Raw genomic sequence first — 22,153 nt, forward strand, 5'->3', positions numbered from 1 at the left:
CGCGGATGGCGCGAAGCTGGTGGTACGCCCGACTGTTGCGTCCGGCGGGCGGCGACGACGAGGCGTTGCTGGAGCTGATCCCGCACACCGTGGCCAGGCTGCGGGAGGCCGATCCCGGCGCCCACTGGTCCTACCGGCGCGAGGCATACGGCTTCGAGCTGCGCTTCCACTGCGGCGCGCGGGCCGCCCGGCGCCTCGGCCTGAGCGTCGCGCCCGTTGCCGCGGGCCATGAGCCGGCGCATCCGGAGCTGTCCACCATCGCCAGCGACCTCGCGCTCGCGCTGGCCCGCCGCGGCGAACTCTCCGCCGACACGGCGCTGCCGATGGCCGTGCGCCACCTGCGGGCGGCCGCGGGGCTGATCGCGCCCGGCGAGCGGCGCCCGTTCCTCTTCGAATGCTGGCGGTACTGGTCGGCGAGCCTCGGCTCCGGGGTGCGGCTCAAGCTCATGGCGCTCGCCGAGCAGCCGGTGCCGGAGCCCTGCGCGGACGACTCCTGGGCCGAGTACCACCGGGCGCTCGCCGGGCTCGGCGAGGTGACCGGGCCCATGAAGTACACCCTCTTCCGCCTCGCCGACGGCACCCTCAACCGGCTGGGCGTCCCGCGCGCCGACCAGGCGCTGGCGGCCCTCGTGGTGCGGAGGCTCCCGTGACGATCCGGACCGTCACCGTCGAACTCGGTGCGCGGAGCTACGACGTCCACATCGGACCGGGCGCCCGGCACCGCCTCGCGGGCGTGCTCGCCGCGATCGGCGCCCGCCGGGTGGCCGTCGTCTCCGCCCGCCCGCCCGAGCTGGTGCCCGAGACGGGGCTGCCGACGCATGTCGTGGCCGCCCGCGACGGCGAGCCGGACAAGACCCTCGCGCAGGTCGAGCGGCTCTGCCGGGAGTTCGCCGGCTTCGGCCTGACCCGCTCCGACGCCGTGGTGTCGGTCGGCGGCGGCACGACCACCGACACGGTCGGACTCGCCGCGGCGCTCTACCACCGCGGCGTCGCCGTCGTGCACCTGCCGACCACGCTGCTGGCGCAGGTCGACGCGAGCGTCGGCGGCAAGACGGCGGTGAACCTGCCCGAGGGCAAGAACCTCGTGGGGGCCTACTGGCAGCCGAGCGCGGTGCTGTGCGACACCGACTTCCTGGCGACGCTCCCGGCCCGCGAATGGGTCAACGGCTACGGCGAGATCGCGCGCTGCCACTTCATCGGCGCCGGCGACCTGCGCGGGCTCGAGGTCGTCGAGCAGATCGCCGCCAGCGTCGGGCTGAAGGCGTCGGTCGTCGCGGCCGACGAGCGCGACGGCGGGCTGCGGCACATCCTCAACTACGGGCACACGCTCGGACACGCCCTGGAGCTCACGACCGGCTTCGCCCTGCGCCACGGCGAGGCGGTCGGCGTCGGCACCGTCTTCGCCGGGCGCCTCGCCGGGCACCTGGGCCGCATCGGCCCGGACCGGGTCGCGGAGCACGAGGCGGTCGTCGCGAGCTACGGGCTGCAGACCGGCCTGCCGGACGGCGCCGACGCGGACGCGCTCGTCGCGGTCATGCGGGCCGACAAGAAGGCCACGTCCGATTCGAAGAGTGGGCTGACCTTCGTGCTGGACGGCCCCGGCGGCGTCGAGCTGGTGCGCGACGTGCCGGAGCCGGCCGTGCGAGCGGCGCTGGCCGCGATGCCCCGGGCGGCCTACCAGCCGCAGTAGGTCAGCAGGTCCTTGGGCTTGTACAGCACCGCGTCGGGCGCGGCGGCCAGCAGCTCCGCCTCGTCGCTCTCGCCCCACAGCGCGGCGATCGCGGCGACGTTCGCGCCCCGGGCGCTGCTGATGTCGGTGACCGCGTCGCCGACCATGACCGCGTGCGCGGCCGGGACGTCGAGCAGGGCCAGGGCGTGCAGCACGATGTCGGGGGCCGGTTTCGGGTTGGCCACCTCGTCGGAGCCGATCACGTGGTCGAACAGGTGCAGCACGCCGAGCTGCTCCAGCAGGGAGCGGGCGCGCTCGCCGCTCTTGCCGGTCGCGATCGCGGTGCCGAGGCCGCGCTCGCGCAGCTCCTGCACCACCTCCTCGACGCCGTCGAAGAGCGGCACGCGGTGCGCGAGCCGGTAGCTCTCGCGCACGAACGGCTCCTGCATGGCCAGTGGCAGGCCCATGATGCGCATGATGTCGGGAAAGTAGCGGCCCAGGTGCTTGTTGTACTCGGCGAACGGGGCCGGGCCGGGGCCGACGACCTCGGCGTAAGCGACGGTGAACGCCTCGCGCATGACCTCGGTGCTGTCGACCAGCACCCCGTCGAGGTCGAAGACGACGGCACGGATCTCGGGACTGTTCAGCATCAGGCCACCACCATCATCGGCCGGCGGCGACCGGCGCCGGCGTCTGCATCAGCGTGCGGACCACCCCGGCCGAGGCGTAGATGCGCTCGATCGCCGCGATGGTCCTCGTCGTCTCGTCGATCGCACGACCACGGTTGCCCGGATCGGCCAGGAGCGCGGGCAGCGCGGCCAGCTGCCGGTCGTATTCGGTGCCGATCGGCTCGGCGGGCAGGGCCACCGGCGCCGCCTCGCCCGCGCGCAGGCAGGTGAGCTCGGAGTCGCCGGCCCGGTTCGGGCTGAACCCGAAGGTGCAGCGCAGGGTCGCGGTGCCGGCGCTGCCCTCGACCTTGACGACCGTGCCGTCCAGCGCCTCGTGCGAGCCCCAGCTCACCCGCAGCGACACCGACACGCCGTCGCCGTTGACCAGGAAGCCGCGCGCGGTGTCCTCGACGTCGCCGGGGGGTGCCGCCGCGCCGGGGGCGTCGCCGCGCCAGCCGGCGTTCCAGGTGCCCGAGGCGATGAAGTCGTCGGAGACGGTGCCGATGACCTGCACGAAGTCGGTGCCGCCGATGAGCGGGCCGACGACGTCGAACAGGTGCCAGCCGAGGTCGACGAGGGCGCCGCCGCCGGCCAGGCCGCGATCGGTGAACCAGCCGCCGGCGCCGGGGATGCCCCGGGCCCGGACCCAGGCGATGTCCACGTGCCGGATGCGGCCGAGCGAGCCCGCGAGGCCGTGCAGCGCCTGGATGTCGGCGCGGTACCGCGCGGCGCTGCCCGCGAGCAGGACCGCCCCGCCGGCTTGTTCGGCCGTGGCGAGCCGCTGCGCCTCCGCGCTGGTGAGGCAGACGGGCTTCTCCAGGAAGACCGGGATCCCTTTGTAGAGGACCGCGCACGCCACGTCGCAGTGCAGATGGTTCGGTACCGCCACCACCGCCAGATCCACGAGCGCCGTGTCGAGCTCCTCGACGGTCGCGAACGCCGAGGCCGCCGGGTGGGCCTCGACGGCGGCGGCACGGGCCCCCGGGTCGGGGTCGACCACCGCCGTCACCGCGTAGGCCGGATCGGCGGCCAGCCGCGGTAGCCAGATGGACCGTCCGGCCCACCCGAGACCGATTACCGCCGTGCGCACCGGTCGGTGACCCGCACCCACGGCGGAGCCGGGCGTCACGCTCCGGCCAGGGTCTGCGCCACGATGGTGGCGATGTCCCGCATCTGCTGCTCGGTGCCGAGCAGGGTGCGGTGGTGCAGCCAGATGCTCTCGGCCGTGAGGGCCTCGCTGACCGGGCACCGCTTCGCGATCGCGTCCACGGACTCGTCGGGCGCCCCGGTCTCCCAGAAGCCGTCGGTGCGGTAGATGGCGCGGAAGCCGACGAACGCGGGCAGGCCGCGCTCGATGAGCCGGTCGACGATCGCGTTGCGCTTGTCCTCGCCGACGCCCGGGAGCTGGAACATGGCCATGTAGTGGGAGTTGCGGTCGCAGCGCTCGTCGCGGCCCTGCGGCAGCACGCCCGGGATCTCGGCGAGCAGCGAGGTCAGCAGGCGGCCCCGCGCCTCGCGGATGTCCGTCTGCGCCTCGAGCCGGGAGAGCTGGGCGCGCAGCACGCTCGCGCTGAACTCGTTCATGCGGTAGTTCGAGCCGGAGGTCTGGTGGAAGTACCGGCGGTCGGTGCGCGGGCGGCCGCAGCTGTGCCGCAGGAAGCCGCGCTCGTGCAGCTCGGCGTCGGGGAAGAGCACCAGCCCGCCCTCGCCGGCGGTCATGAGCTTGCCGTTCTGGAAGCTGAACGTGGCGATCGAGCCGAACTCGCCGACGCGCTTGCCGTTCCAGCGCGCGCCCTGCGCGTGGGCGGCGTCCTGCAGCATCGTGATGCCGGCGTCGGCGCAGAGCTTGGCCAGCGCGTCCATGTCGGACATGTGCCCGGCCATGTGCACGGGCATGATGGCGCGGGTGCGCGGGGTGATCGCGGCCTCCGCGGCCGCCACGTCGATGCAGTAGGTCCGCGGGTCGACGTCGACCGGGACGGCCACGGCGCCGAGGCGCTGCACCGCCTGGGACGAGGAGATGAACGTGAACGCCGGGACGATGACCTCGTCGCCCGGGCCGATGCCGAGCACCTCGACGGCCAGCTCGAGGGCGTGGGTGCCGTTCGTCACCGCGAGGGCGTACGGGCTGCCGTGGTACTCCCCGAACTCGCGCTCGAAGGAGTCGACCTCCTGGCCCATCATGCGCCACCACTGGCCCTGTTCCAGGGCGCGGATGAGGCCGGTGCGCTCGGCGTCGTCGTACTGGGGCCACGGCGGGAAATCGGGCGCCTGTGGGGAGAGATCCGTCATCGTCCTACTCCGAATTCGTGTGTGTCCGGAACCGAGTCGATACCCACGAGGAGCCCGGGCCGCGGGGGCGGATGGGTATGTCCGCGACCGCGCGAATGGGACGCTACCTGCTCAGACGGCCCGCGGGCTGCCCTTAGAGCGGCCCCTAGGCACCCCTCAACGGGGGTCCGTCCTCAGTGGACGGTCACCGCGTCCAGGCGGAAGAATGCGCGGTACCCGTCCAGCTGGCCCTCCAGCATGTGGCGCCCGTAGTGGATCGGGTAGCCGCGGGCGGCCGCGGCGCGCAGCAGTGCCGTGTCGGCCGGCTTCATGATGATGTCGGCCACCAGCCCGCCCGGCCGCAGCGACTCGGGCGCGAACGGCAGCGGGTCGTCCTCGCGCAGGCCCAGCGGGGTCGCGTTGACGGCGATGTCGGCGTCGCCGAGCGCGGGCTCGGCGGTGGCGACGGCGATGCCCGGCCGGTGGCGCTCGAGGCGGTCCACGAGGTCTTCGCGGCGGGCGGCATCGACGTCGTGGACGGCGAGGCGCCCGACACCGGCGTCCAGCAGCGCGACCGCGATGGCCGCGCCGGCCCCACCGGCCCCGACCAGGGTCACGCTGCGCCCGGCGGGCTCGTGCCCGGCGTGACGCAGCCCGGCGACGAAGCCGGTGCCGTCGAAGTTCTCAGCCAGCCACGATCCGTCCGGCTCGCGGCGCAGCGCGTTGGCGCTGCCGGCCGCGGCCACCGTCGGGCTGACGCGATCGGCGAGCCCGCAGACGGCGACCTTGTGCGGCACGGTCACGAGCAGCCCGTCGAGGTTCACGATGCGCCGCAGCCCCGCGACCGTCTCGGCGAGCCGGTCGGGCCGCACGTGCATCGGGACCAGCACCGCGTTGCGGCCGAGCTCGGCGAAGAGGGTGTTGAGCAGCCGCGGCGCCTGCACCTGCGCGATGGGGTCGCCGAGCACGCCGAACACGCGGGTCGAGCCGTCGAGCATCATCGGTCGCGGCCCACGACGTCCCAGCGCTGGCCGTAGGCGTCGCGCAGCAGGCCGCCCGGGCCCGTGGCGTGGCCGGTGGGCTCGGCCAGGCCGCCGGCGGCGAGGGCGCGGGCGTAGGCGGCGTCGGGCTCGGCGTATTCCAGAACCGTCGGCTCCGACGCGGGTGCGGCTCGGCCGGGGTCCTGCTTGAGCAGCAGGTGGTACGGGCCGAGGACCATCTCGGCCGCGAGTACCGACCCGTCGAGCAGGCATTCGCGCCACAGCTCCGCCGCGTCGAATGCCTGACGGTAGAACGCAACGGCCTCGTCGCCGTTCGGAACCACGATCTCCCGGTCGGCGGGGCCCGGGTGCTCGCTCATGTCGTGCGCCATCACTACACCTGATTCGTCCTACTCGGCCATCCGCGTGCGGCCGGTCCAGCGGAACACGACGGGCGCGCCGGCGACCCCGGTGTCGGGTACGCGCTCGAAATGCTCGTGGCCGCCGTAGTACGACACCTTGATCTTCTCCTCGTGCGACTGCACGCGCTGGGCGCGCAGCTCGACGGGCATGCCGACGGGGCCGCCTTCGAGCATCGCCTCGATGAGTTCGTGGGCGTCGAGATGGGTGGTGGGTTGGGTGTCCTGGCTCATAGGTCAACCTCCGCCGGGATCGAGGTGCTGCCGGGATTCGAGGTGCTGTCGCCTTGCCTGGCAACGACTCTAGGACCCGGCTGTGACATAGCCCACCCCTGAGGCGCACCCCTATTGCCACCCGCGCTGACGGATTAGGGGCGTCGGCCGGGCCCCGGAACAGGAAACAATCTTGGCCGTGTCGGTCAGCGTCGTGATCCCGAGCACCCTTGAACGCAAGGTGGTGGGCGAGTGCGTCGCCGCCGCCCTCGACTCCGCCTCTCGGCTCGGCCCCGACGCCGAGGTGCTGCTGGTGGCCAACCACGTGCCGCCCGGCGTCACGTACGAGGGCCCGGCGAGCCCCGCCCTGCGCGTGCTGCACTCCGATCCGCCGGGCGTCTCCCGCGCCCGCAACACCGGCGTCGCGGCGGCCCGGCACGACACCGTCCTCTTCGTCGACGACGACCTGATCGTGCCCGAGTCCTGGTGCGCCGACATGTACCAGGCGCTCAAGGCCGGGCCCGTGGCGGTCAGCGGGCCGGTGCGGCTGGCGGTGCTCGGCCCGATCACCGCGTTCATGGACCACCAGCGGTTCTACGACGCCTCCCCCCTCGACGGGCACAGCGGCGGGCTGCTGGTCACCGCGAACGCCGGCTACCGCCGCGACCTCGCCCCGCCCGGCGCGCCGTTCGACGTCGAGCAGCACCCGAACGCGGGCGAGGACACCGACCTCGCCCTGCGGCTGCGCGCGGCGGGCGGCCGGATCGGCTGGCTCGACAGCTGGGCCACGCCCCTGCACTACGTGGACGAGGACGTGTCGGCGCTCGCCGGCCGGGCGCTGCGCGACGGCCGCAGCTGCGCGCGGCTGCACTTCCGCTACGGGCTGGAGGCCCGGGCGCAGTTCCTGCCGTCGCCGTGGCGGGTCTACTCCGCGGCGCTGGCCGGGCGGCCCGACTGGTACCGCCAGTTCGCCGAGCTGGACTCGGTGCCGGTCCGCGGCGCGTTCGCCACGATGGCGTTCATCTACTCGACCTGCCTGCACGCGGGCTACCTGCAGGAGACCGGGCAGCTGCTCGGGCATCCGCTGCTGGAGGTGGACGCCGAGCCGCTGCTGGCCGAGCTCGACGGGCTCATCGCGGCGGCGATCCCGGACGGGCCGGCGTGGAGCGCCCTGGCCGCGCGGCTCACGCCGGGGCCGCGGCCGGACATCGCCCATCTCGTGCCCCTGGCCGCGATCGCGGCCGCGTTCCAGCGTCACGCCCCGCGCACCGGTGTGCCGCCGCGGCATGTCCTGCAGTACCTGAACCGGTCCGAGGGGGCCTGGGTCGCGGAGCTGCTCGCGTCGGCCGAGCGCACGACGGCGCTGTGGCAGCGGCTCGAACGACGCTCGGACCTGACGCTGGAGACGGTGGAGCGGGAGGGCCGCGCGGCCGGGCTCAGCCTCAGCCAGACCTGCGGCTACCTCGACCGGTTCGTCGCCGGCCGCCAGCTCATGCCGTCAGCTCAGCCACGCGCCCGGCAAGCTCGAGATAACGGTCGCGGTATCCGGCGTACGGAAAGTCGCTCTGCCACGGCTTCCTGGGGCCCAGGAAATGCGTGATGGCCACGTACCGGGCCGCCCGCGGGTCGCCCGGCCACATCCACCACAGGATGGTGTCGTTCCACTTCGACTCCAGCTGGTGCCACCGCCCGTACGTGACCAGGTTCAGCGCGTCCTGATCGGGGAAGCGAAGCCGGTCGTGGTTGGCGCGCAGGTACTCGAAGCAGCCCTCGGTCACGCCGGTCTCGCGCCACACCGGCAGGTTCATGAGCAGCACGCCGGAGTTGAAGTAGGGCGCCCGGCGGCTGACGTGCGCCCCGGCGCCCGGGATGCCGCCCTCGTGGCCCATCGAGAGCGTGAAGCCGTCGCGGACCGCGCCGAGCGGGGCGTTGCCCATCGGCCGGGCGAACAGCCCGCTCAGGTCGCCGCCGACGATCGTGTCGCAGTCGAGGTAGAGCAGGCGCGTCATGCCGGGCGGCACCAGGTCGGGCAGGAACAGGCGCAGGTACATCCCGGCGCTGATGTAGCGGTACTTCTCCTGCTGTGCGATGGGCATCGAGCGGAAACCGTCGTCGGCGGTGAGGAACCGCGCGTGCGCCCGCTCCTCGATCTGGCGGCGGAAGGCGTCGACCACCCGCGGCTCCAGACCGGCCGGCGTGAGCAGCCAGAGCGTGAGGTCGTCACGGTGGGTGTGGGACTGCAGGATGGACTCGATCGTGACGTGGGCGTAGGTCGCGTACCCCTCGTCGAAGGCGAGCGCGATGTCCATGTCGGTTCCCCTCAACGCGTGAACGAGCGGAGGTTCGATGATTGAGGAGATTCTGCCCGAGGAATCGATTGCCGTCGAGGTGACCACCGACCCCTCCGACGCAAAACTGTGGCCCGAGGAGGAACCCCTAGTCGCCGGCGCGGTCGAGAAGCGGCGGCTGGAGTTCACCACCGCCCGGCACTGCGCCCGGCAGGCGCTGCAGCGCCTCGGGGAGCCGGCGGTGGCGCTGCTGTCCGGGCCGAAGCGGGAGCCGCTGTGGCCGGCCGGCATCGTGGGCAGCATCACCCACTGCGCCGGATACCGGGCCGCGGTCGTCGCGCGCGAGCGCGACCTGGCGTCCGTCGGCGTCGACGCCGAGCCGAACGAGCCCCTGCCCGACGGGGTGCTCGAGTCGATCGCGCTGCCGGGCGAGGCGGCGCGGGTCGGCGCGCTGCTGCGGGTGCGGCCGGAGGTGCGCTGGGACCGGCTGCTGTTCTGCGCCAAGGAGGCCGTCTACAAGACGTGGTTTCCCCTCACCCACCGCTGGCTCGACTTCATGGAGGCCGACATCACCGTCTCCGCCGAGTCGGGCACGTTCACGGCCCGGATCCTGGTGCCCGGCCCGATGACCCGGCTGGAGGGCCGCTGGCTGGCTCGCTCCGGGCTCCTGCTCACCGCGATCGCGCACCGATGAGCACGGCCCTCGGCATCGACGTCGGCGGCACCAAGGTCGCCCTGCGCCTTTCTTCCGGCTTCGACGCCACGTTCGCGTGGCCCGGCTCCTCCACCGCACAGCAGGACCTGGCGCTGCTGGGCTCGCACGTCCGGGGTCTCGAGTTCGACGCGGTCGGGGTCGCCATGCCGGCCACCATGGACGGCGACGGGCGCGTGACCGCCTGGCCCACCCGCCCCTCCTGGATCGGCCTCGACCTGCGCGCCGAGCTGCTTCGGATGCTCGCTCCGGCGACCGTGCAGGTGGCCGACGACGGTGACCTCGCGGCGATCGCCGAGGCGGACGCGGCCGGCTGCGCCGACGTCGTCTACCTCGGGGTCGGCACCGGGATCGGCGGCGGCGCCGTGGTCGGCGGCCGCCCGTGCCCGGGGCCTTCGCGCGGGTCGTGCGAGGTCGGGCACATGATCGTCGACCGCGCCGGGCCCCGCTGCGACTGCGGCCGGGCCGGGTGCCTGCAGGCGGTCGCCTCGGGTGCCGCGACCCTGCGGCGGGCGGGTGTGACCTTCGACGAGCTGCGCGACGGCTGGCTCGCCCGCGACGCCCGGGCGGTGTCCGCGGTGGAGGAGAGCTGCGCCGCGCTGGCCGCGGCCGCGGTCGGCCTCGGGGAGCTGTTCCGCCCGGCGCTGACCATCATCGGGGGCGGGTTCGCGGCCGGGCTGCCCGGATTCGTCGAGGCCGTGGCCGAGCGCACCGCGGCGCTGGGCCGCCCCGGCCACCCTCCGGCGCCGGTGCGAGCGGCGACGCTCGGCGGGCTGTCCTCCCTGCACGGCGCGCTCCTGCTGGCCCGGGCCGGGGATTGATAGGGGTGTCGGGGTCGCGGGCCCCCGGCTACGGTCGGATCATGGAACCGGCGCGTCTGCTGGCCGTCAGCGACCTGCACATCGTCTACGCCGAGAACCGCGCGTACGTCGAGCAGCTTCGCCCGGACAACCCCGGCGACTGGCTCATCGTCGCCGGCGACGTGGCCGAGCTGTTCGCCGACATCGAGTGGGCGCTGCGCCTGCTCAGCCGCCGCTACGCGCAGGTGATCTGGGCACCGGGCAACCACGAGCTGTGGACGCCGCGGGAGGACCCGGTGCAGCTGCGGGGCGTGGCGCGGTACGAGGCGCTGGTGAGCCTGTGCCGGGAGCTCGGGATCGCCACGCCGGAGGACCCGTACCTCATCTGGGACGGCACCGGCGGCCCGGTGACCGTCGCGCCCCTGTTCACCCTGTACGACTACTCGTTCCGGGTCCCGCAGGCGCGCTCGAAGGCGCACTCGCTGGAGCTGGCCTACGACGCCGGCGTGGTGTGCACCGACGAGATGCTGCTGCACCCGGACCCCTACCCGTCGCGCGAGGCGTGGTGCGCGGCCCGCATCGCGGCGACCGAGCGCCGCCTGGAGGCCCGCGAGCCGGGCCTGCCGACGGTGCTCGTCAACCACTACCCGCTCGTGCGGGAGCCGACGAACATCCTGCGGTACCCGCTGTTCGCCCAGTGGTGCGGCACGACGCGCACGCGCGACTGGCACCGCCGCTTCGACGCCGCCGCGGTCGTCTACGGGCACCTGCACATCCCGCGCTCGACCGTGCACGACGGGGTGCCGTTCGAGGAGGTCTCGGTGGGGTACCCCCGCGAATGGCGCCGCCGCGGCACTCCCCCGCGCCCGCGCGCGATCCTGGGCACCCGCGTCCCGGCGCCCTGAGTGCCCTGAGTGCCCTGAGTGCTCTGAGTGCCCGGAGCGCTCAGGGACACGATCCTGGCCGCCGGCCGGACGGGGCGCTACGACTGGTACGCGGGGACGCCCAGCAGCTCGTCGACCGTCACGAAGCGGTAGCCGCGCTCCAGCAGGCCCTCGATGGTCTCGCGCACGGCGGTCACCGTCTCGGCGCGGTTGCCGCCGCGCCCGTCGAAGCCGTCGTGGAAGATGAGGATCGAGCCCGGGCGCGTCTTGGCGATCGCGCGGCGCGCCATCCGGACCCCCGACGGCTGGAACACCTCGAAGGCGTGCCCGAACTCGCCCGCGACGGGGTGGAGGCCGCCCCGGCGCAGCATGCGCAGCAGGGCCGGCTGGCGCCACAGCCACGGCGTGCGGGCCAGCGCCGGCGTGCGGCCGGTCACGCGCACCAGGATCTGCTGGGTCTGCTCGACCTCCCGCGCGAACGCGTTCGGGCGCAGATAGGTGCCGAAGCGGTGGCTCAGCGAGTGGTTGCCGACCACGTGCCCCTCGTCGATCACGCGCCGGGCCGTCTCCGGGTGCCGCTCCACGCAGTGCCCGACGTGGAAGAACGTGGCCCGGATGCGGTGCGCGGCCAGGATGTCGAGGATCTGCGAGGTGTAAGGCTCGTTCGGCCCGTCGTCGAACGTCAGCGCCACCACGCGGTCGTCGGCGGCACCGTGGTACGGATAGTCGCGCTTCGACGGCGCGAACGGCGACATCAGCAGCCAGTACGCCCCGCCCAGCGCGGCGAGGAGCACCAGCACGGCCACGGCGGTCATCGGCCCGCCAGGGTGGCCTCGAACGACCCGTCCTCGTCGCGGAACGCCGGCGCCGAGCCGAGCACGCGCCGGCCCGCGATCCGGTTCACCGCGTAGGTCAGCAGGTAGTGCACGGGCAGCGTCACGAACAGGTTGTACGCGAGCCCGCGGCTCAGGCGCCGGCCCGACGTGAAGGTCGGGTTGGCGTGCTCGTAGACGACGCGGCCCCGCCGCCGCAGCCGCCGCAGCTGGTCGAGCTCGTCGCCGCCCTGGGTCAGGCCGGTGTCGTAGCCGGACCACGCGTCCCGCCGGAAGGCGATGTTCGTCGCGCTCGCGTACGTGGCGCGGCCGGTCACCTTGTAGACCGCGTTCACGGCGCCGAACAGCATCCGGGCGTACATCCGGCCCCAGCGCGGGCCGTCGGCGTACACGCACGGGCCGACCACGGCGGCGATGCGCTCGTCGGAGCGGAACCGCGCGTCGATGCGGCTCAGCCAGTCGCGGCCGTGCACCGTGTCGGCGTCGGTCGAGATGACGATCTCGCCGCGCGACTCCTCCGTGCCGCGCTGGCGGGCGTTGCACACGCCCGGCACCGGCTCGGCCACGACCCGCGCGCCGAAGTCGCGGGCGATGCCCGCCGTGTCGTCCGTGCAGTTGTTGTCGACCACGATGACCTCGAACACTCCGTCGAAGTCCTGCTTGCGCAGGGACAGCAGCGCGTCGGTGAGGTATCCGGCCTCGTTGTAGCACGGGATGACAACGCTGATTCTGGGCCTCTCTGTCATGCGATCGAGTCTTGAACTTCGCGGCGTTCGGCACGATCCGGAACTCCCCCGAATTCGACCGGGGGCTTTCCCCCTAATCCACCGTAGTGCGGGCCCGATCGAAGACGACCGACCACGGGCCCGGCGCGCCGAGGATGCGGCCGGGGGCGGCGGCCGGGGGCGCCAGCACGGCGCCGGCCAGCGCGCCGAACCGCTGCGCGGCGGGGTGCGGGGCGCGCCGCGGCCACACCGCCGACGTCTCCTGCCACAGGGGGTCGCCGGCGAGGGGGCGCCACGCGACCCGCGGCTCGCGCCGCACGGCATCCTCGCGCTCCAGCCCGACGCCGAGCCCGGCGAGGACGAGCCCGCACAGGAACTCGGGATTCCGGGCGTGCCGCACCCGCGACGGCACGAAACCGAGTTCCCGGCAGGCGCCGATCAGGGTGTCGTACCACTGCGGCGCCGTCGCCCGCGGAAACACCACGAGCCCCTGCCCGGCGAGCTGGTCGGCGGTGAGCTCGGTGAGCCGGGCCAGCGGCGAGACCCGCGGCAGCACGACGCCGAGGCGCACCCGGGTCACCGGGCCGCACTCCAGGTCGGCCGCGTCGACGGGGTGGTGCACGAGGCCGACGTCCAGCCGCGCCGCGGCCAGCAGCTCGAGCTGCTCGGCGGTGGTGAGCTCCTGCAGGTCGACGTCGAGGCCGGGCGCCTGCTCGCCGAGCCGGCGCAGCAGCTCCCCCAGCGCGGCCGCCGGGGTCTCGGGCGGCACCCCGGCCCGCAGGGTGCCGAGGTCGCCGTCGCGGATGCTGTGCATGAGCGTGCGCAGCCGGCGCTCGGCCGCCAGGAACTGCGGTGCCTCGTCGCGCAGGGCGCGGCCGGCGGCGGTCAGCTCGGTGCCGCGGGGCAGCCGGTCGAAGAGGGTGACCCCCAGCTCCCGCTCGAGGCGGCGCATCGCCTGGCTCAGCGGCGGCTGGGCGATGCCGAGCAGCTCCGCGGCCCGGCTGAAGTGCAGCTCCTCGGCGACGACGAGGAAGTACCGCAGATGCCGCGACAGGTCGACCATACAGTGACCATATGTCGGAACATATGTCGATCGAGGAGATCTTCACCGCCGCCGGGGTCCAGGGCCGGCTGCACGCGTGCGACCTCGACTCGGGGCGGGCCGTGGGCGTCGGCGCCGACGAGCCCGTCGTGCTCTCGTCGATCGTCAAGGTGCTGCTGGTGCTCGAGTTCGCCCGCCAGGTCGCGGCGGGCACCGTGGACCCGGCCGAGCGCGTGGTCATCGGCGCCGGCGACCGCTTCGGCGGCTGGGGCACCGCCGGGTGCGCCGACGACGTCGAGGTCTCGCTGCGCGATCTCGCGTACTTCGCCATGTCCGTCAGCGACAACACCGCCGCCGACGTGCTGCTGCACCGCCTCGGCGGCCCGGACCTGCTCGGGCTGCTCGCCGCCGAGCTCGGCCTGCACCGCACGCGGGTCGCCGGCGGCCCCCGGCAGCTGCTCGAGTCGATGTTCGCCGACCTCGGCGCGCGCGACGACGCCGAGTTCGCGCGGCTGTTCCCGACGCTGCCGCCGCAGCGGGTGGCGGCGCTGCGCGTGTTCGACCCCGAGCGCACGACGTCGAGCACGCCCGAGGAGCTGACCCGGCTCCTCGGGCTGATCTGGCGCGACGAGGCCGGGCCGCCCGCGGCGTGCGCGGCGGTCCGCGACCTCATGGCCCGGCAGCTGTTCTGGACCCGGCTGCGGTCGGGGTTCCCGGCCGAGGTGCGAGTCGCGGGCAAGACCGGCACGCTGCCCGGGCTGGCGATGGAGATCGGGGTCGCGAAGTACCCGGACGGCGGCCGCTACGCGATCGCCGTCTTCGTCAGCGGCGGCGGGCGCGTCCCCCGCATCGAGGCCGACCTGGCGCTCGGCCGGGCCGCGGCCGAGGCCGTCGGTCTACTGCGTGACCAGCGCTGATATGCGATCGGATATGGGCCGTACGACATCCCGGTCTTGGACAGCCCGAGCCCGGCGATGCTTGGGTGGTCGCCATGTCCGACACTCGCGACCTCAATCGCCGCGCCCTGCTGCGCACCGCCGTCGCCGGCACCGCGGTCGCCTCCGGGCTCGCCGCCGCGACCGGTCCCGCCGCGGCCTCGCCCGCACGCTCCCGCGCCGGGACGTTCCGCTGGTTCGGCACCTCCGGCTGGCGCATCGACGTCAACGGGCGCACGGTGCTCGTCGACCCGTACCTCTCCCGCTACCCCACCGGCCTGTTCACCGGCGCGTTCGACCCGGCGACGCCGCTGCGGGCCGACCCCGACGCGATCGGGCCGCGCATCGGCCGGCCGGAGACGGTGCTCGTCACCCACACGCACTGGGACCACTTCAACGACGTGCCGCACATCGCGAAGACCGTGGCGGGCGTCCGCGTGCTCGGCACCCTCACCGCCTACCACCTCGCGCTCGCCTCGGGCGTGCCGAGCGCCCAGGCGATCCCGGTCAAGGGCGGCGAGCAGCTCGACTTCGGCGACTACACCGTCGAGGTGATCGCGGCCCTGCACAGCCGCAACCCCGCCTACTCGCTGGCGTTCCCGGGCGTGCGGCTCACCCCGCCGCCGGCCCCGGCGACGATCGCCGACCTGCCCGAGGGTGACACCCTCGCCTACCAGGTGACGATCGCCGGCGGCCCGAAGGTCTTCTTCATGGGCGGCAGCGACTTCGTCGAGCGCAACCTCACCGGGCTGGCCCCGGACGTGGCGATGGTCGCGCTGCCGGCGGGCGGGGTCGTGCACGACTACACCGGGCGGCTGCTGCGGGCGCTGGACCACCCGCGGGTGGTCGTGCCGGTGCACTGGGACGACTTCGAGCGGCCGCTGCGCAATCCTCCGGCGGTGGCCTCGTCCGACGCCGCGAAGCTGGACGCGTTCATCGCCGCGATCCGCAAGGCCTCGCCACGCGCGACCGTGCTGCGGCCGGAGTACGACACGCCGTACACCTTCTGACCCAACGGCGGGACCGTATGATGGTGGCGATGACGACCGCCACCGCGCCGACCTCACAGCCGTGGGTGCCGACGTGCCCGGCCGGGGTCATGCGCCACCCGGGGACGAACGGGTGGCTGTCGTCGTGGGGCACGAACGCGCACGGCGAGATCGACGGCTGCCCGCCCGGACTTCACCGCAGCTGACCTATGGTTCCCCGGTGCCGCCCGGCGCCGGGGTCTTCGGTGACGCCGGACGGGTGATCTGTGGTGGACATGAGCCGTGTCGGGGCCGCGCTGCGCCGTGACGTGGTCGGAGGCGTGCTGCTCACGGTGGCCGCGGTCGTCGCGCTGGTGTGGGCGAACTCGCCGTGGTCGCATGCGTACGAGACCATGCGCACGACCGCGTTCGGCCCGGCCGGCTGGCATCTGCACCTGACCCTGAACGAGTGGGCCGCCGACGGGCTGCTCGCGGTGTTCTTCTTCCTCGTCGGCAACGAGCTCAAGCAGGAGTTCGTCCACGGGGAGCTGCGTCAACCGCGGCGGGCGGCCCTGCCGGTCGTCGCGGCCGTGGCCGGCGCCGTCACCCCGGCGCTGGTGTTCGCCGCGGTCAACGCCGGCCGCGGCGAGCTCTCGGCCGGCTGGGGCATCCCGATGGCCACCGATGTCGCGTTCGCCGTCGCCGTGCTGGCGATGGTCGGCCGCGGGCTGCCGCCGGCGCTGCGCACGTTCCTGCTGACCCTCGCCGTGGTGGACGACCTCGTGGCCATCGTCGTCATCGCGGTGTTCTACGCCGGGGCGCTGAGCTGGGCGCCGCTCGTCGCCGCGATCGGGCTGCTGGCCGCGTTCGGGCTGCTGCAGTCCCCGCGCGCGGCCCGGATGCTGCCGGCCCGGGTGCCGGGGTGGGCCGTCGGGGTGCCGCTGGCCGTCGCCATCTGGGCGCTCGTGCACGCCAGCGGGGTCCACGCGACGATCGCCGGCGCGGCGATGGGCCTGCTGATGCGGGCCCGGGCGGCGCCGGGCGAGTCCGAGGACCCCAGCCACCGGGCCGAGCGGCTGCTGCGGCCGGTCACCGCCGCGGTCGTCCTGCCCGTCTTCGCGCTGATGGCGGCCGGGGTCTCCTTCCGCACCGGCGATCTGTTCGCCAGTACCGTCGCGATCGGCGTCATCCTCGGCCTCGTCGCCGGCAAGGTGCTCGGCATCGCCGGCGGGGCCTGGCTGACCGTCGCGCTGACCCCGGCCGAGCTCAACCCCGACCTGAGCTGGTGGGACATCCTCGGCCTGGCCCAGCTGGCCGGGATCGGCTTCACCGTCTCGCTGCTCATGGCCGAGCTGTCCTACCCGGACAGCGAGCGCCTGGTCGACGACGCCAAGGGCGGCGTACTCGTTGGCTCGGCGGTCGCGGTCGTCCTCGGCACGGTCACGCTGTCGATCCGCGCGGCCCGGTCCCGCGCCCGTTCCCGGGGCGAGGCTCAGCCGCCGTTGTCGTGAGCAGCTCCTGCAGGTGCGGCAGCCGGCCGAACAGGACGGGGAGGCCGCGCACGCCGTCACGCACGGACTCGTGCGACAGCGCGAGGCCGGGGCCGGCGCCGGCCTCGACGCCGGCGAGGCAGCGCAGCACGTTCCACCTCGTGTGCCCCAGCCAGCCGCCGATCATGAACACGAACCAGCTCGGGCCCCACGGCGGCAGCGCTCCGCCCCCGGCGACGTAGCCGTCGAGGACCGAACGGAAGACGGCGGGCCGAATGTCGTCGAAGCCGGGCCCCTTCGCGAGGCTCAGCGCGGTCGAGCCCAGCTCGCCGGACAGGTCGAGCATCCCCGAGAGCTCCCAGTCGAGCACCACCGGCCGGCCCTCCCGAGCGAGCAGGTTCCACGGCTGGATGTCCCGGTGGGTCAGCACGACCGGGCCCGGCCGCTCGCACGTGTCGACGAAGCGGGCGATCGCGAGGAACGTCTCGACCTGGGAGGCGAGTTCGCCGGCCCAGGGTTGCCCGGTCGCCGCCGCCCGCTCGGCGAGCTCCGGCCAGTCCCGCGACGCCGGGTCCTCGATCGAGACGTCGGGCCACGCGACGTCGAGCGCGTGGATGCGCGCGAGAATCTCGCCGATCTCGAACGCGTACGCCTCCGGCACCGGCGCCTCGGGCACCTTCTCGCCCCCGACCCACCGGTGCACGAGCGTGTCGCGGCTCGCCGAGATCGGCTCCGGCATCGGGATGCCGGCGGCGAAGGCGGCCCGCTCGAACCTGAACACGTCCTCGGCGCGGTAATCCCAGCGCCGATCGAGGACGTTCAACTCCTTCACCGCGAATGACCCCTGGTCGGTGTCGAGCCGGTACATCCGGTTGGCGAACCCGCCGTGGACACGGACCATCGGACCGAGCGGCGCGCCGAGACGTGAGAGGTCCACCCCACGCAATCTAGGGCCGGCCGCTGCCGATACGACACGGGACAGCGGGAATCGAACGGTTTCAGTAGCCTCTGCGTCATGGGGATGCAACGGCGGGCTGTGCTCGCAGCGATCGGTGGGGCGGCCCTGGTGGCGCCCGCGCTCTCGGTTCAGTCGGCCGCGGCGGCGGATGTGTATCCGTCCAACACCGCGCTCTACGCCGATCCGGCGCTCGTGGAGGGCACCGACTGGGGGCGGCGGTTCCGGCGGCACGCGGCCGTCGACGACAGCGAGACCGCCGCGTCTCCCGCGCTGCCCGGGACGGCGATCGTGGCGCCGCACGGCGGCGGGATCGAGCCCGGCACGTCGGAGCTCTGCCTCGCGATCGCCGGCTACCATCCCGCGACGATGGCGGCGACGGGCGGGGCGCTGTACGACTTCTGGATGTTCGAAGGCCTGCGCGCGTCGAACAACGGGGTCCTGCACGTCACCTCGACGCACTGCGACGACCCCTACGCCCGCTCGATCTGCGGCGGCGCCACGCGCGCCGTGTCCCTGCACGGCTGCACGCCGAGCCAGGCCGGCTTCCCGGACGGCACCCAGGCCGTCCTCGTCGGCGGCGGCGACGCGGCCCTCCGCACGGCACTGCGCAACCAGCTCGTCGCGGCCGGCATCACCGCGGTCGACGCGGGCGGGGTCGGCGAGCTCGACGGCAACGACCCGGCGAACATCATCAACCGCACGCTGTCCGGCGCGGGAGCGCAGCTCGAGCTGACGACGCCGCTGCGCACGGCGATGTTCGGCACCAACACCCGCGCGGGCCGGCGCAACACGACGACGACCACCTTCTGGGCCTTCGCCGGGGCAGTCCGCGCCGCCCTCTGATCGCCGGCCGGACGTATGGTCCGTGACTCGCCCGGGTTGATGGGCGCTCGATGGTCCCGCTCGTCGACACGGGCGGGGCCGGCCTGCGGATTCGTCGCGATCGCGGTCCACGGCCGTCCGGTCCGTATGGCAGCCGGACGGCCGCGGCGCGCTGGCTGATCGGGCAGGTCGCTACTCGTCTTCCGGTGCTTTCCATACGACTGCCGGTTTTGTAGCGTGGTGTCGCCACCGTCGGCTATCAGCACGTAGCGCAAGGAGTTGGCCAGTGCCGGATGTCCAGGTGCAGCTTCCGTCCGGTGAGACCGTCTGGGTCACGGTGCCGGAAGAAGGCGGACCTTCGAACGTCAGCGCTGCCGACGTGTTGCACCGGCTCGACCTGGCCGATCTCCGAGCGGTGATACAAGGCGTGGCGCGCACTACCAGGGCGGCCCTGGCGGGTCTGCGCCCACACGAGGTGAGCGTCGAGTTCGGCATCGGGCTCGCGGTGAAGACCGGCAAGCTGACCAGTGTCCTCGTCGAGGGCGGCGCAAACGCCTCCATCAAGGTCACCGTCGGTTGGAAATCCGCCGACCTGGATCAAGTCGCACTCGAGGCGGCGCCGGCCCAGTCGCAGTGACTGATCCACGGCTGGTCCTTCAGCAACTGCTCGACGGTGCCCTGGTCTGGGTCGGCGTGGCCGGCGAGGAGGGCACCGCGCGCGGGGGATCCGGCGTCAGGATCGCGCCGGGACTTGTGCTCACCTGTGCCCATGTGGTGCCGGCGACGGGTCAGCCCGTCCGTGTCGGCCGCTCGGGCCGGTACCGGTCGGGAACAGTTCTCGACCGCGCTCCGAACGCCGGCACGGGCCGACTTTGGCCGTATCCGGACCTTGCCCTGATCGAGGTCGACGACGACGCGGATCATCCGTGTGCGTGGCTCGCGGAGTTGCCCAAGACCGTCGGCGCGCCGGTCATGGCCTTCGGGCACTCCGCCATCCTCGACGTCCGCCTCGAGCCGTTCTACCTCGGTGGAACCGTCGGCGGCTTTGCGACGTTCGGCGCGGGCGAGTTGTGGCAGTTCACCGAGAACGAAATTGGTCCCGGCATGTCTGGCGGGCCGGTGCTGGACCTGGGCACCGGCGCCGTGTGCGGACTTGTTACGACGACCCGGGCGGAGAACAGCAACCGTGGTGGTTTCTTTGTTCCCACCTCGGGCCTGCGCGGCCTGCACGGCACACAACGAGGCGCCGCGCTGCGCCGGCACGATCGGTTCCACGCGCGGGACGACCGGTGGACCCGCGCTCGCGCGGTGTTGCCGCCCACTGCAGCCGCGGTACTCGTGCCCAACTGGATCAAGGCGGAGGAGGAGGCCGAGCTCATCGGCGCCCTCGCCGACTGGCCGGAGCATACGAATCGAACCAGCGCCGACGGCGCCGGGCTGCGCGATCGCGTCTATGGGCTGCTGGACGAGGGCATCAGCGATACGAAGGATCTGCAGCCATTGCTGCGGTTGACGGATGACCTCGCGGCGGAGGCCGCCGGATCGGATCTCGGCCGGCGGCTGTACGACTGGACCACCGCGGTGGCGGCCCGGATCGGGGTCTATGGCGCGCTGACGCAGCGACGTCACAGACCCAGACCCGCGGCGGAGGCGGGGCAGCCGCACACGGTGGTGGTCGTGATCCGGCCGGGAATGCGTACTCCGGATCAGTATCAACTCGACGTCTGGATCCACCGGTCGGACGGGCTTGTCGAACACGCCTACTGCGACAGCGACGCCATACACACCCTGGACGACGCGAAAGCTCTCGTTTGCACGCAGTTGCGGGTCATCATGCGCGCCCTCGAAGGCAACGCCGGCATTGAGTTCGCAGTCCCGATCGAGTTGTTCGGCGAGGCGTTCGACGAGCTCGTTCCCGCGGCGCCGACGACCAGCCTCGGCCGCAAATACCGGGTCGTCCTTCGCGACCTCGAACGGATCGAGGACCGGACCTCCCACACCGACTGGCGCCGCCGCTGGAAGCGGTTGCACGACGCCTCCGGCACGGAGCCGCACTGGCTACCCTGCGTCGGCATACCCGAGCCGACGCATTTCGCCGCAGAACTCGAACTCGAGGCCGACGTCGCAATGATCGCGCTGCGCCGACCACCCGACTTCCCACCGAGCTACGAGGCCCTCAAGGTTGCGCTGGATGCCGGCGTCCCGGTTGCCGTCTGGCGCCGTGGGAGCTGCCCTGAGCATGACGCCGGAATCCCTGACCAGCCCTGCACCGGCGCCCGCTTCCAGTCCGCCTTCACCGCCGAGCGGACAGTCAGCCAAACGATGCCGCTTCCTGACCTGATCCGCCGGCTGCGGAACCGAGTGGTCCATGAGCCAGGCCACGGATGCCGGGATGTGGTGCTGCTGTGGGACGACCCGAGCCGGTTGCCCGCACTCACCACCCCATTCGTGGCGCCAGCCCCGAGGCATCCGCAGCCGCCGGAACAGGAGTCGACATGACGGAATGGCACCTCTTCACCGGCGACGGCTCGCCGAAGACGTGGACCGAACCACCCACGCCCCCTTGGCGGCGGTTTGCCGGCGGCCCGCTCGTCGAACTGGATCCGGACAGCGTGGCCGACGATCGCCCGGGTGACCTCGAGCGGGCCGTCGCCTACCGCGCCGATCCGGCGGAGGTCGACCTCGTCAACGCTGCTGTTTACCTGCGCCGACCGATACTGGTCAGCGGCAAGCCAGGCACCGGCAAGTCGACCCTGGCCTATGCGGTCGCCCATGAGCTCGGGCTCGGCCCGGTCCTGCGATGGCCGATCACCAGCCGCACGACGTTGCAGGACGGGCTCTACGCCTATGACGCGATCGGGCGGCTCCATGACGCCAACCTGGCCGCCCACCACCGGGGCCCGACTTCCGGCATCGGACGGTACATCCAGCTAGGCCCGCTGGGCACGGCCCTGCTGCCGTACGCGAATCCCCGGGTCCTGCTCATCGACGAGATCGACAAGAGTGACATCGACCTGCCCAACGACCTGCTCAACGTCTTCGAGGAGGGTGAGTTCTCGATACCCGAGTTGGCTCGGATCGCAGACGTCGAAGCGGATGTGGATGTTCGGGTTCCTTATCTCGCCGCACCGGCCCGCATCCACCGCGGACAGGTTCGTTGCCGTGCGTTCCCGCTGGTGCTGATGACCAGCAACGGCGAACGGGACTTCCCGCCCGCCTTTTTACGGCGATGTGTCCGGCTCGATCTCGCAGAACCCGACGGGGCCCGCCTGGCTAGCATCGTTGAAGCTCATCTCGGCGCGGACGGCGCGGCCGGAGCCGATCTGATCGAACGGTTCCTGGCCGCTCGTAGTCACGGCGAGCTCGCCACCGACCAGCTTCTCAACGCCATCTTCCTCACCGCCAGCACCGCCGACCTCGGCGGCGACCGCGCCGCGCTGGCCGATCTGGTGCTGCGTCACCTGTCCACCCGGTAG

25 protein-coding genes are annotated in these 22,153 nt (G+C 73.2%); 14 read left to right on the plus strand and 11 right to left on the minus strand.

From position 1 onward, the window contains the following. Window positions 1-35 precede the first annotated feature (35 nt). Window positions 36-650 carry a hypothetical protein gene (locus AC6JBM_RS18210; protein ID WP_497984767.1) on the plus strand — a complete coding sequence of 205 codons (615 nt, stop codon included), beginning with the start codon at window positions 36-38 and terminating at the stop codon, window positions 648-650. A gap of 2 nt (window positions 651-652) precedes the next feature. Beyond that, window positions 653-1,690, plus strand: coding sequence for a 3-dehydroquinate synthase family protein (locus AC6JBM_RS18215; protein WP_497986488.1), 1,038 nt, complete (start codon window positions 653-655; stop codon window positions 1,688-1,690). On the opposite strand, the gene AC6JBM_RS18220 is transcribed toward AC6JBM_RS18215, so the two are convergent. The 6 genes from AC6JBM_RS18220 to AC6JBM_RS18245 all read right to left on the minus strand — a co-directional run bounded on the left by AC6JBM_RS18220 (window position 1,675) and on the right by AC6JBM_RS18245 (window position 6,241). After that, window positions 1,675-2,319 (minus strand): HAD-IA family hydrolase, encoded by a 645-nt coding sequence (locus AC6JBM_RS18220; RefSeq protein WP_350611588.1) that lies wholly within the window; start codon window positions 2,317-2,319, stop codon window positions 1,675-1,677. The two genes, AC6JBM_RS18215 and AC6JBM_RS18220, sit on opposite strands and share 16 nt — an antisense overlap. Window positions 2,320-2,332: 13 nt before the next feature. After that, window positions 2,333-3,427, minus strand: coding sequence for a Gfo/Idh/MocA family protein (locus AC6JBM_RS18225; RefSeq protein WP_497984768.1), 1,095 nt, complete (start codon window positions 3,425-3,427; stop codon window positions 2,333-2,335). Window positions 3,428-3,462: 35 nt separating this feature from the next. After that, on the minus strand, window positions 3,463-4,629 hold the full coding sequence (locus tag AC6JBM_RS18230) for a DegT/DnrJ/EryC1/StrS family aminotransferase (RefSeq protein ID WP_497984769.1): 1,167 nt from the start codon (window positions 4,627-4,629) through the stop codon (window positions 3,463-3,465). 173 nt (window positions 4,630-4,802) lie between these two features. Beyond that, entirely contained in the window at window positions 4,803-5,609 is an 807-nt protein-coding gene (locus AC6JBM_RS18235) for a shikimate dehydrogenase family protein (protein WP_497984770.1), read from the minus strand. Continuing rightward, complete coding sequence (locus AC6JBM_RS18240; protein ID WP_497984771.1) at window positions 5,606-5,980, minus strand: VOC family protein; 375 nt, start codon at window positions 5,978-5,980, stop codon at window positions 5,606-5,608. The genes AC6JBM_RS18235 and AC6JBM_RS18240 overlap by 4 nt, the downstream gene beginning before the upstream one ends. Before the next feature lie 18 nt (window positions 5,981-5,998). After that, window positions 5,999-6,241 carry a DUF5988 family protein gene (locus tag AC6JBM_RS18245; RefSeq protein ID WP_497984772.1) on the minus strand — a complete coding sequence of 81 codons (243 nt, stop codon included), beginning with the start codon at window positions 6,239-6,241 and terminating at the stop codon, window positions 5,999-6,001. A gap of 178 nt (window positions 6,242-6,419) precedes the next feature. Here AC6JBM_RS18245 and AC6JBM_RS18250 point away from each other — a divergent pair, with 178 nt between their 5' ends. Next, window positions 6,420-7,820: a glycosyltransferase family 2 protein gene (locus AC6JBM_RS18250; protein ID WP_497984773.1), complete on the plus strand. Its 1,401-nt coding sequence runs from the start codon at window positions 6,420-6,422 to the stop codon at window positions 7,818-7,820. Here AC6JBM_RS18250 and AC6JBM_RS18255 read toward each other — a convergent pair. Next, window positions 7,711-8,529 (minus strand): glycosyltransferase family 8 protein, encoded by an 819-nt coding sequence (locus AC6JBM_RS18255; protein WP_497984774.1) that lies wholly within the window; start codon window positions 8,527-8,529, stop codon window positions 7,711-7,713. The genes AC6JBM_RS18250 and AC6JBM_RS18255 overlap by 110 nt on opposite strands. A 37-nt stretch (window positions 8,530-8,566) precedes the next feature. Between AC6JBM_RS18255 and AC6JBM_RS18260 the strand changes: the two genes are divergently transcribed. The 3 genes from AC6JBM_RS18260 to AC6JBM_RS18270 are packed head-to-tail and all read left to right on the plus strand — an operon-like array spanning window position 8,567 to window position 10,925. Continuing rightward, the gene (locus tag AC6JBM_RS18260; RefSeq protein ID WP_497984775.1) at window positions 8,567-9,202 is read left to right on the plus strand and encodes a 4'-phosphopantetheinyl transferase family protein; all 636 of its coding nucleotides are present in this window, start codon (window positions 8,567-8,569) and stop codon (window positions 9,200-9,202) included. Then, window positions 9,199-10,041, plus strand: a complete 843-nt coding sequence (locus tag AC6JBM_RS18265) for an ROK family protein (RefSeq protein WP_497984776.1) — start codon at window positions 9,199-9,201, stop codon at window positions 10,039-10,041. The genes AC6JBM_RS18260 and AC6JBM_RS18265 overlap by 4 nt, the downstream gene beginning before the upstream one ends. Before the next feature lie 41 nt (window positions 10,042-10,082). Further along, window positions 10,083-10,925 (plus strand): metallophosphoesterase family protein, encoded by an 843-nt coding sequence (locus tag AC6JBM_RS18270; protein WP_497984777.1) that lies wholly within the window; start codon window positions 10,083-10,085, stop codon window positions 10,923-10,925. A gap of 77 nt (window positions 10,926-11,002) precedes the next feature. Here the strand turns inward: AC6JBM_RS18270 and AC6JBM_RS18275 are convergent, their stop codons facing one another. The 3 genes from AC6JBM_RS18275 to AC6JBM_RS18285 form a co-directional block, all read right to left on the minus strand. Next, a complete protein-coding gene (locus AC6JBM_RS18275) occupies window positions 11,003-11,719 on the minus strand; it encodes a polysaccharide deacetylase family protein (protein ID WP_497984778.1) in 717 nt (238 codons plus the stop codon). Continuing rightward, entirely contained in the window at window positions 11,716-12,483 is a 768-nt protein-coding gene (locus AC6JBM_RS18280) for a glycosyltransferase family 2 protein (RefSeq protein ID WP_497984779.1), read from the minus strand. Before AC6JBM_RS18280 ends, AC6JBM_RS18275 begins: the two co-directional genes overlap by 4 nt. 73 nt (window positions 12,484-12,556) lie before the next feature. Continuing rightward, complete coding sequence (locus AC6JBM_RS18285) at window positions 12,557-13,525, minus strand: LysR family transcriptional regulator (protein ID WP_497984780.1); 969 nt, start codon at window positions 13,523-13,525, stop codon at window positions 12,557-12,559. Between the two features lie 11 nt (window positions 13,526-13,536). Between AC6JBM_RS18285 and AC6JBM_RS18290 the strand changes: the two genes are divergently transcribed. The 4 genes from AC6JBM_RS18290 (at window position 13,537) to nhaA (ending at window position 16,918) form a co-directional block, all read left to right on the plus strand. Beyond that, window positions 13,537-14,421 carry a serine hydrolase gene (locus AC6JBM_RS18290; RefSeq protein WP_497984781.1) on the plus strand — a complete coding sequence of 295 codons (885 nt, stop codon included), beginning with the start codon at window positions 13,537-13,539 and terminating at the stop codon, window positions 14,419-14,421. A gap of 74 nt (window positions 14,422-14,495) precedes the next feature. Then, window positions 14,496-15,449 carry an MBL fold metallo-hydrolase gene (locus AC6JBM_RS18295; protein ID WP_497984782.1) on the plus strand — a complete coding sequence of 318 codons (954 nt, stop codon included), beginning with the start codon at window positions 14,496-14,498 and terminating at the stop codon, window positions 15,447-15,449. Window positions 15,450-15,478: 29 nt separating this feature from the next. Further along, window positions 15,479-15,634 (plus strand): hypothetical protein, encoded by a 156-nt coding sequence (locus AC6JBM_RS18300; protein ID WP_497984783.1) that lies wholly within the window; start codon window positions 15,479-15,481, stop codon window positions 15,632-15,634. Window positions 15,635-15,703: 69 nt separating this feature from the next. Then, entirely contained in the window at window positions 15,704-16,918 is a 1,215-nt protein-coding gene (gene nhaA / locus AC6JBM_RS18305; protein WP_497984784.1) for a Na+/H+ antiporter NhaA, read from the plus strand. On the opposite strand, the gene AC6JBM_RS18310 is transcribed toward nhaA, so the two are convergent. Then, window positions 16,848-17,834, minus strand: coding sequence for a phosphotransferase family protein (locus AC6JBM_RS18310; protein WP_497984785.1), 987 nt, complete (start codon window positions 17,832-17,834; stop codon window positions 16,848-16,850). The two genes, nhaA and AC6JBM_RS18310, sit on opposite strands and share 71 nt — an antisense overlap. A 78-nt stretch (window positions 17,835-17,912) precedes the next feature. Here AC6JBM_RS18310 and AC6JBM_RS18315 point away from each other — a divergent pair, with 78 nt between their 5' ends. From AC6JBM_RS18315 to AC6JBM_RS18330, 4 genes are all read left to right on the plus strand, one after another. Then, window positions 17,913-18,698, plus strand: a complete 786-nt coding sequence (locus tag AC6JBM_RS18315; RefSeq protein WP_497984786.1) for a poly-gamma-glutamate hydrolase family protein — start codon at window positions 17,913-17,915, stop codon at window positions 18,696-18,698. Window positions 18,699-18,963: 265 nt separating this feature from the next. Further along, entirely contained in the window at window positions 18,964-19,314 is a 351-nt protein-coding gene (locus AC6JBM_RS18320; protein ID WP_497984787.1) for a CU044_2847 family protein, read from the plus strand. Continuing rightward, entirely contained in the window at window positions 19,311-21,176 is a 1,866-nt protein-coding gene (locus AC6JBM_RS18325; protein WP_497984788.1) for a VMAP-C domain-containing protein, read from the plus strand. Before AC6JBM_RS18320 ends, AC6JBM_RS18325 begins: the two co-directional genes overlap by 4 nt. Then, window positions 21,173-22,153, plus strand: a complete 981-nt coding sequence (locus AC6JBM_RS18330) for an AAA family ATPase (RefSeq protein ID WP_497984789.1) — start codon at window positions 21,173-21,175, stop codon at window positions 22,151-22,153. The genes AC6JBM_RS18325 and AC6JBM_RS18330 overlap by 4 nt, the downstream gene beginning before the upstream one ends.

This window comes from Dactylosporangium thailandense, assembly GCF_059739745.1.

Bases quoted from the DNA above. Each gene is read 5' to 3' on its own strand.
- AC6JBM_RS18220 (WP_350611588.1), bottom strand. From the start codon at position 2,319: ATGCTGAACAGTCCCGAGATCCGTGCCGTCGTCTTCGACCTCGACGGG.
- AC6JBM_RS18230 (WP_497984769.1), bottom strand. From the start codon at position 4,629: ATGACGGATCTCTCCCCACAGGCGCCCGATTTCCCGCCGTGGCCCCAG.
- AC6JBM_RS18235 (WP_497984770.1), bottom strand. From the start codon at position 5,609: ATGATGCTCGACGGCTCGACCCGCGTGTTCGGCGTGCTCGGCGACCCC.
- AC6JBM_RS18240 (WP_497984771.1), bottom strand. From the start codon at position 5,980: ATGGCGCACGACATGAGCGAGCACCCGGGCCCCGCCGACCGGGAGATC.
- AC6JBM_RS18245 (WP_497984772.1), bottom strand. From the start codon at position 6,241: ATGAGCCAGGACACCCAACCCACCACCCATCTCGACGCCCACGAACTC.
- AC6JBM_RS18255 (WP_497984774.1), bottom strand. From the start codon at position 8,529: ATGGACATCGCGCTCGCCTTCGACGAGGGGTACGCGACCTACGCCCAC.
- AC6JBM_RS18260 (WP_497984775.1), top strand. From the start codon at position 8,567: ATGATTGAGGAGATTCTGCCCGAGGAATCGATTGCCGTCGAGGTGACC.
- AC6JBM_RS18265 (WP_497984776.1), top strand. From the start codon at position 9,199: ATGAGCACGGCCCTCGGCATCGACGTCGGCGGCACCAAGGTCGCCCTG.
- AC6JBM_RS18270 (WP_497984777.1), top strand. From the start codon at position 10,083: ATGGAACCGGCGCGTCTGCTGGCCGTCAGCGACCTGCACATCGTCTAC.
- AC6JBM_RS18275 (WP_497984778.1), bottom strand. From the start codon at position 11,719: ATGACCGCCGTGGCCGTGCTGGTGCTCCTCGCCGCGCTGGGCGGGGCG.
- AC6JBM_RS18280 (WP_497984779.1), bottom strand. From the start codon at position 12,483: ATGACAGAGAGGCCCAGAATCAGCGTTGTCATCCCGTGCTACAACGAG.
- AC6JBM_RS18285 (WP_497984780.1), bottom strand. From the start codon at position 13,525: ATGGTCGACCTGTCGCGGCATCTGCGGTACTTCCTCGTCGTCGCCGAG.
- AC6JBM_RS18290 (WP_497984781.1), top strand. From the start codon at position 13,537: ATGTCGGAACATATGTCGATCGAGGAGATCTTCACCGCCGCCGGGGTC.
- AC6JBM_RS18295 (WP_497984782.1), top strand. From the start codon at position 14,496: ATGTCCGACACTCGCGACCTCAATCGCCGCGCCCTGCTGCGCACCGCC.
- AC6JBM_RS18300 (WP_497984783.1), top strand. From the start codon at position 15,479: ATGACGACCGCCACCGCGCCGACCTCACAGCCGTGGGTGCCGACGTGC.
- nhaA (WP_497984784.1), top strand. From the start codon at position 15,704: ATGAGCCGTGTCGGGGCCGCGCTGCGCCGTGACGTGGTCGGAGGCGTG.
- AC6JBM_RS18315 (WP_497984786.1), top strand. From the start codon at position 17,913: ATGGGGATGCAACGGCGGGCTGTGCTCGCAGCGATCGGTGGGGCGGCC.
- AC6JBM_RS18330 (WP_497984789.1), top strand. From the start codon at position 21,173: ATGACGGAATGGCACCTCTTCACCGGCGACGGCTCGCCGAAGACGTGG.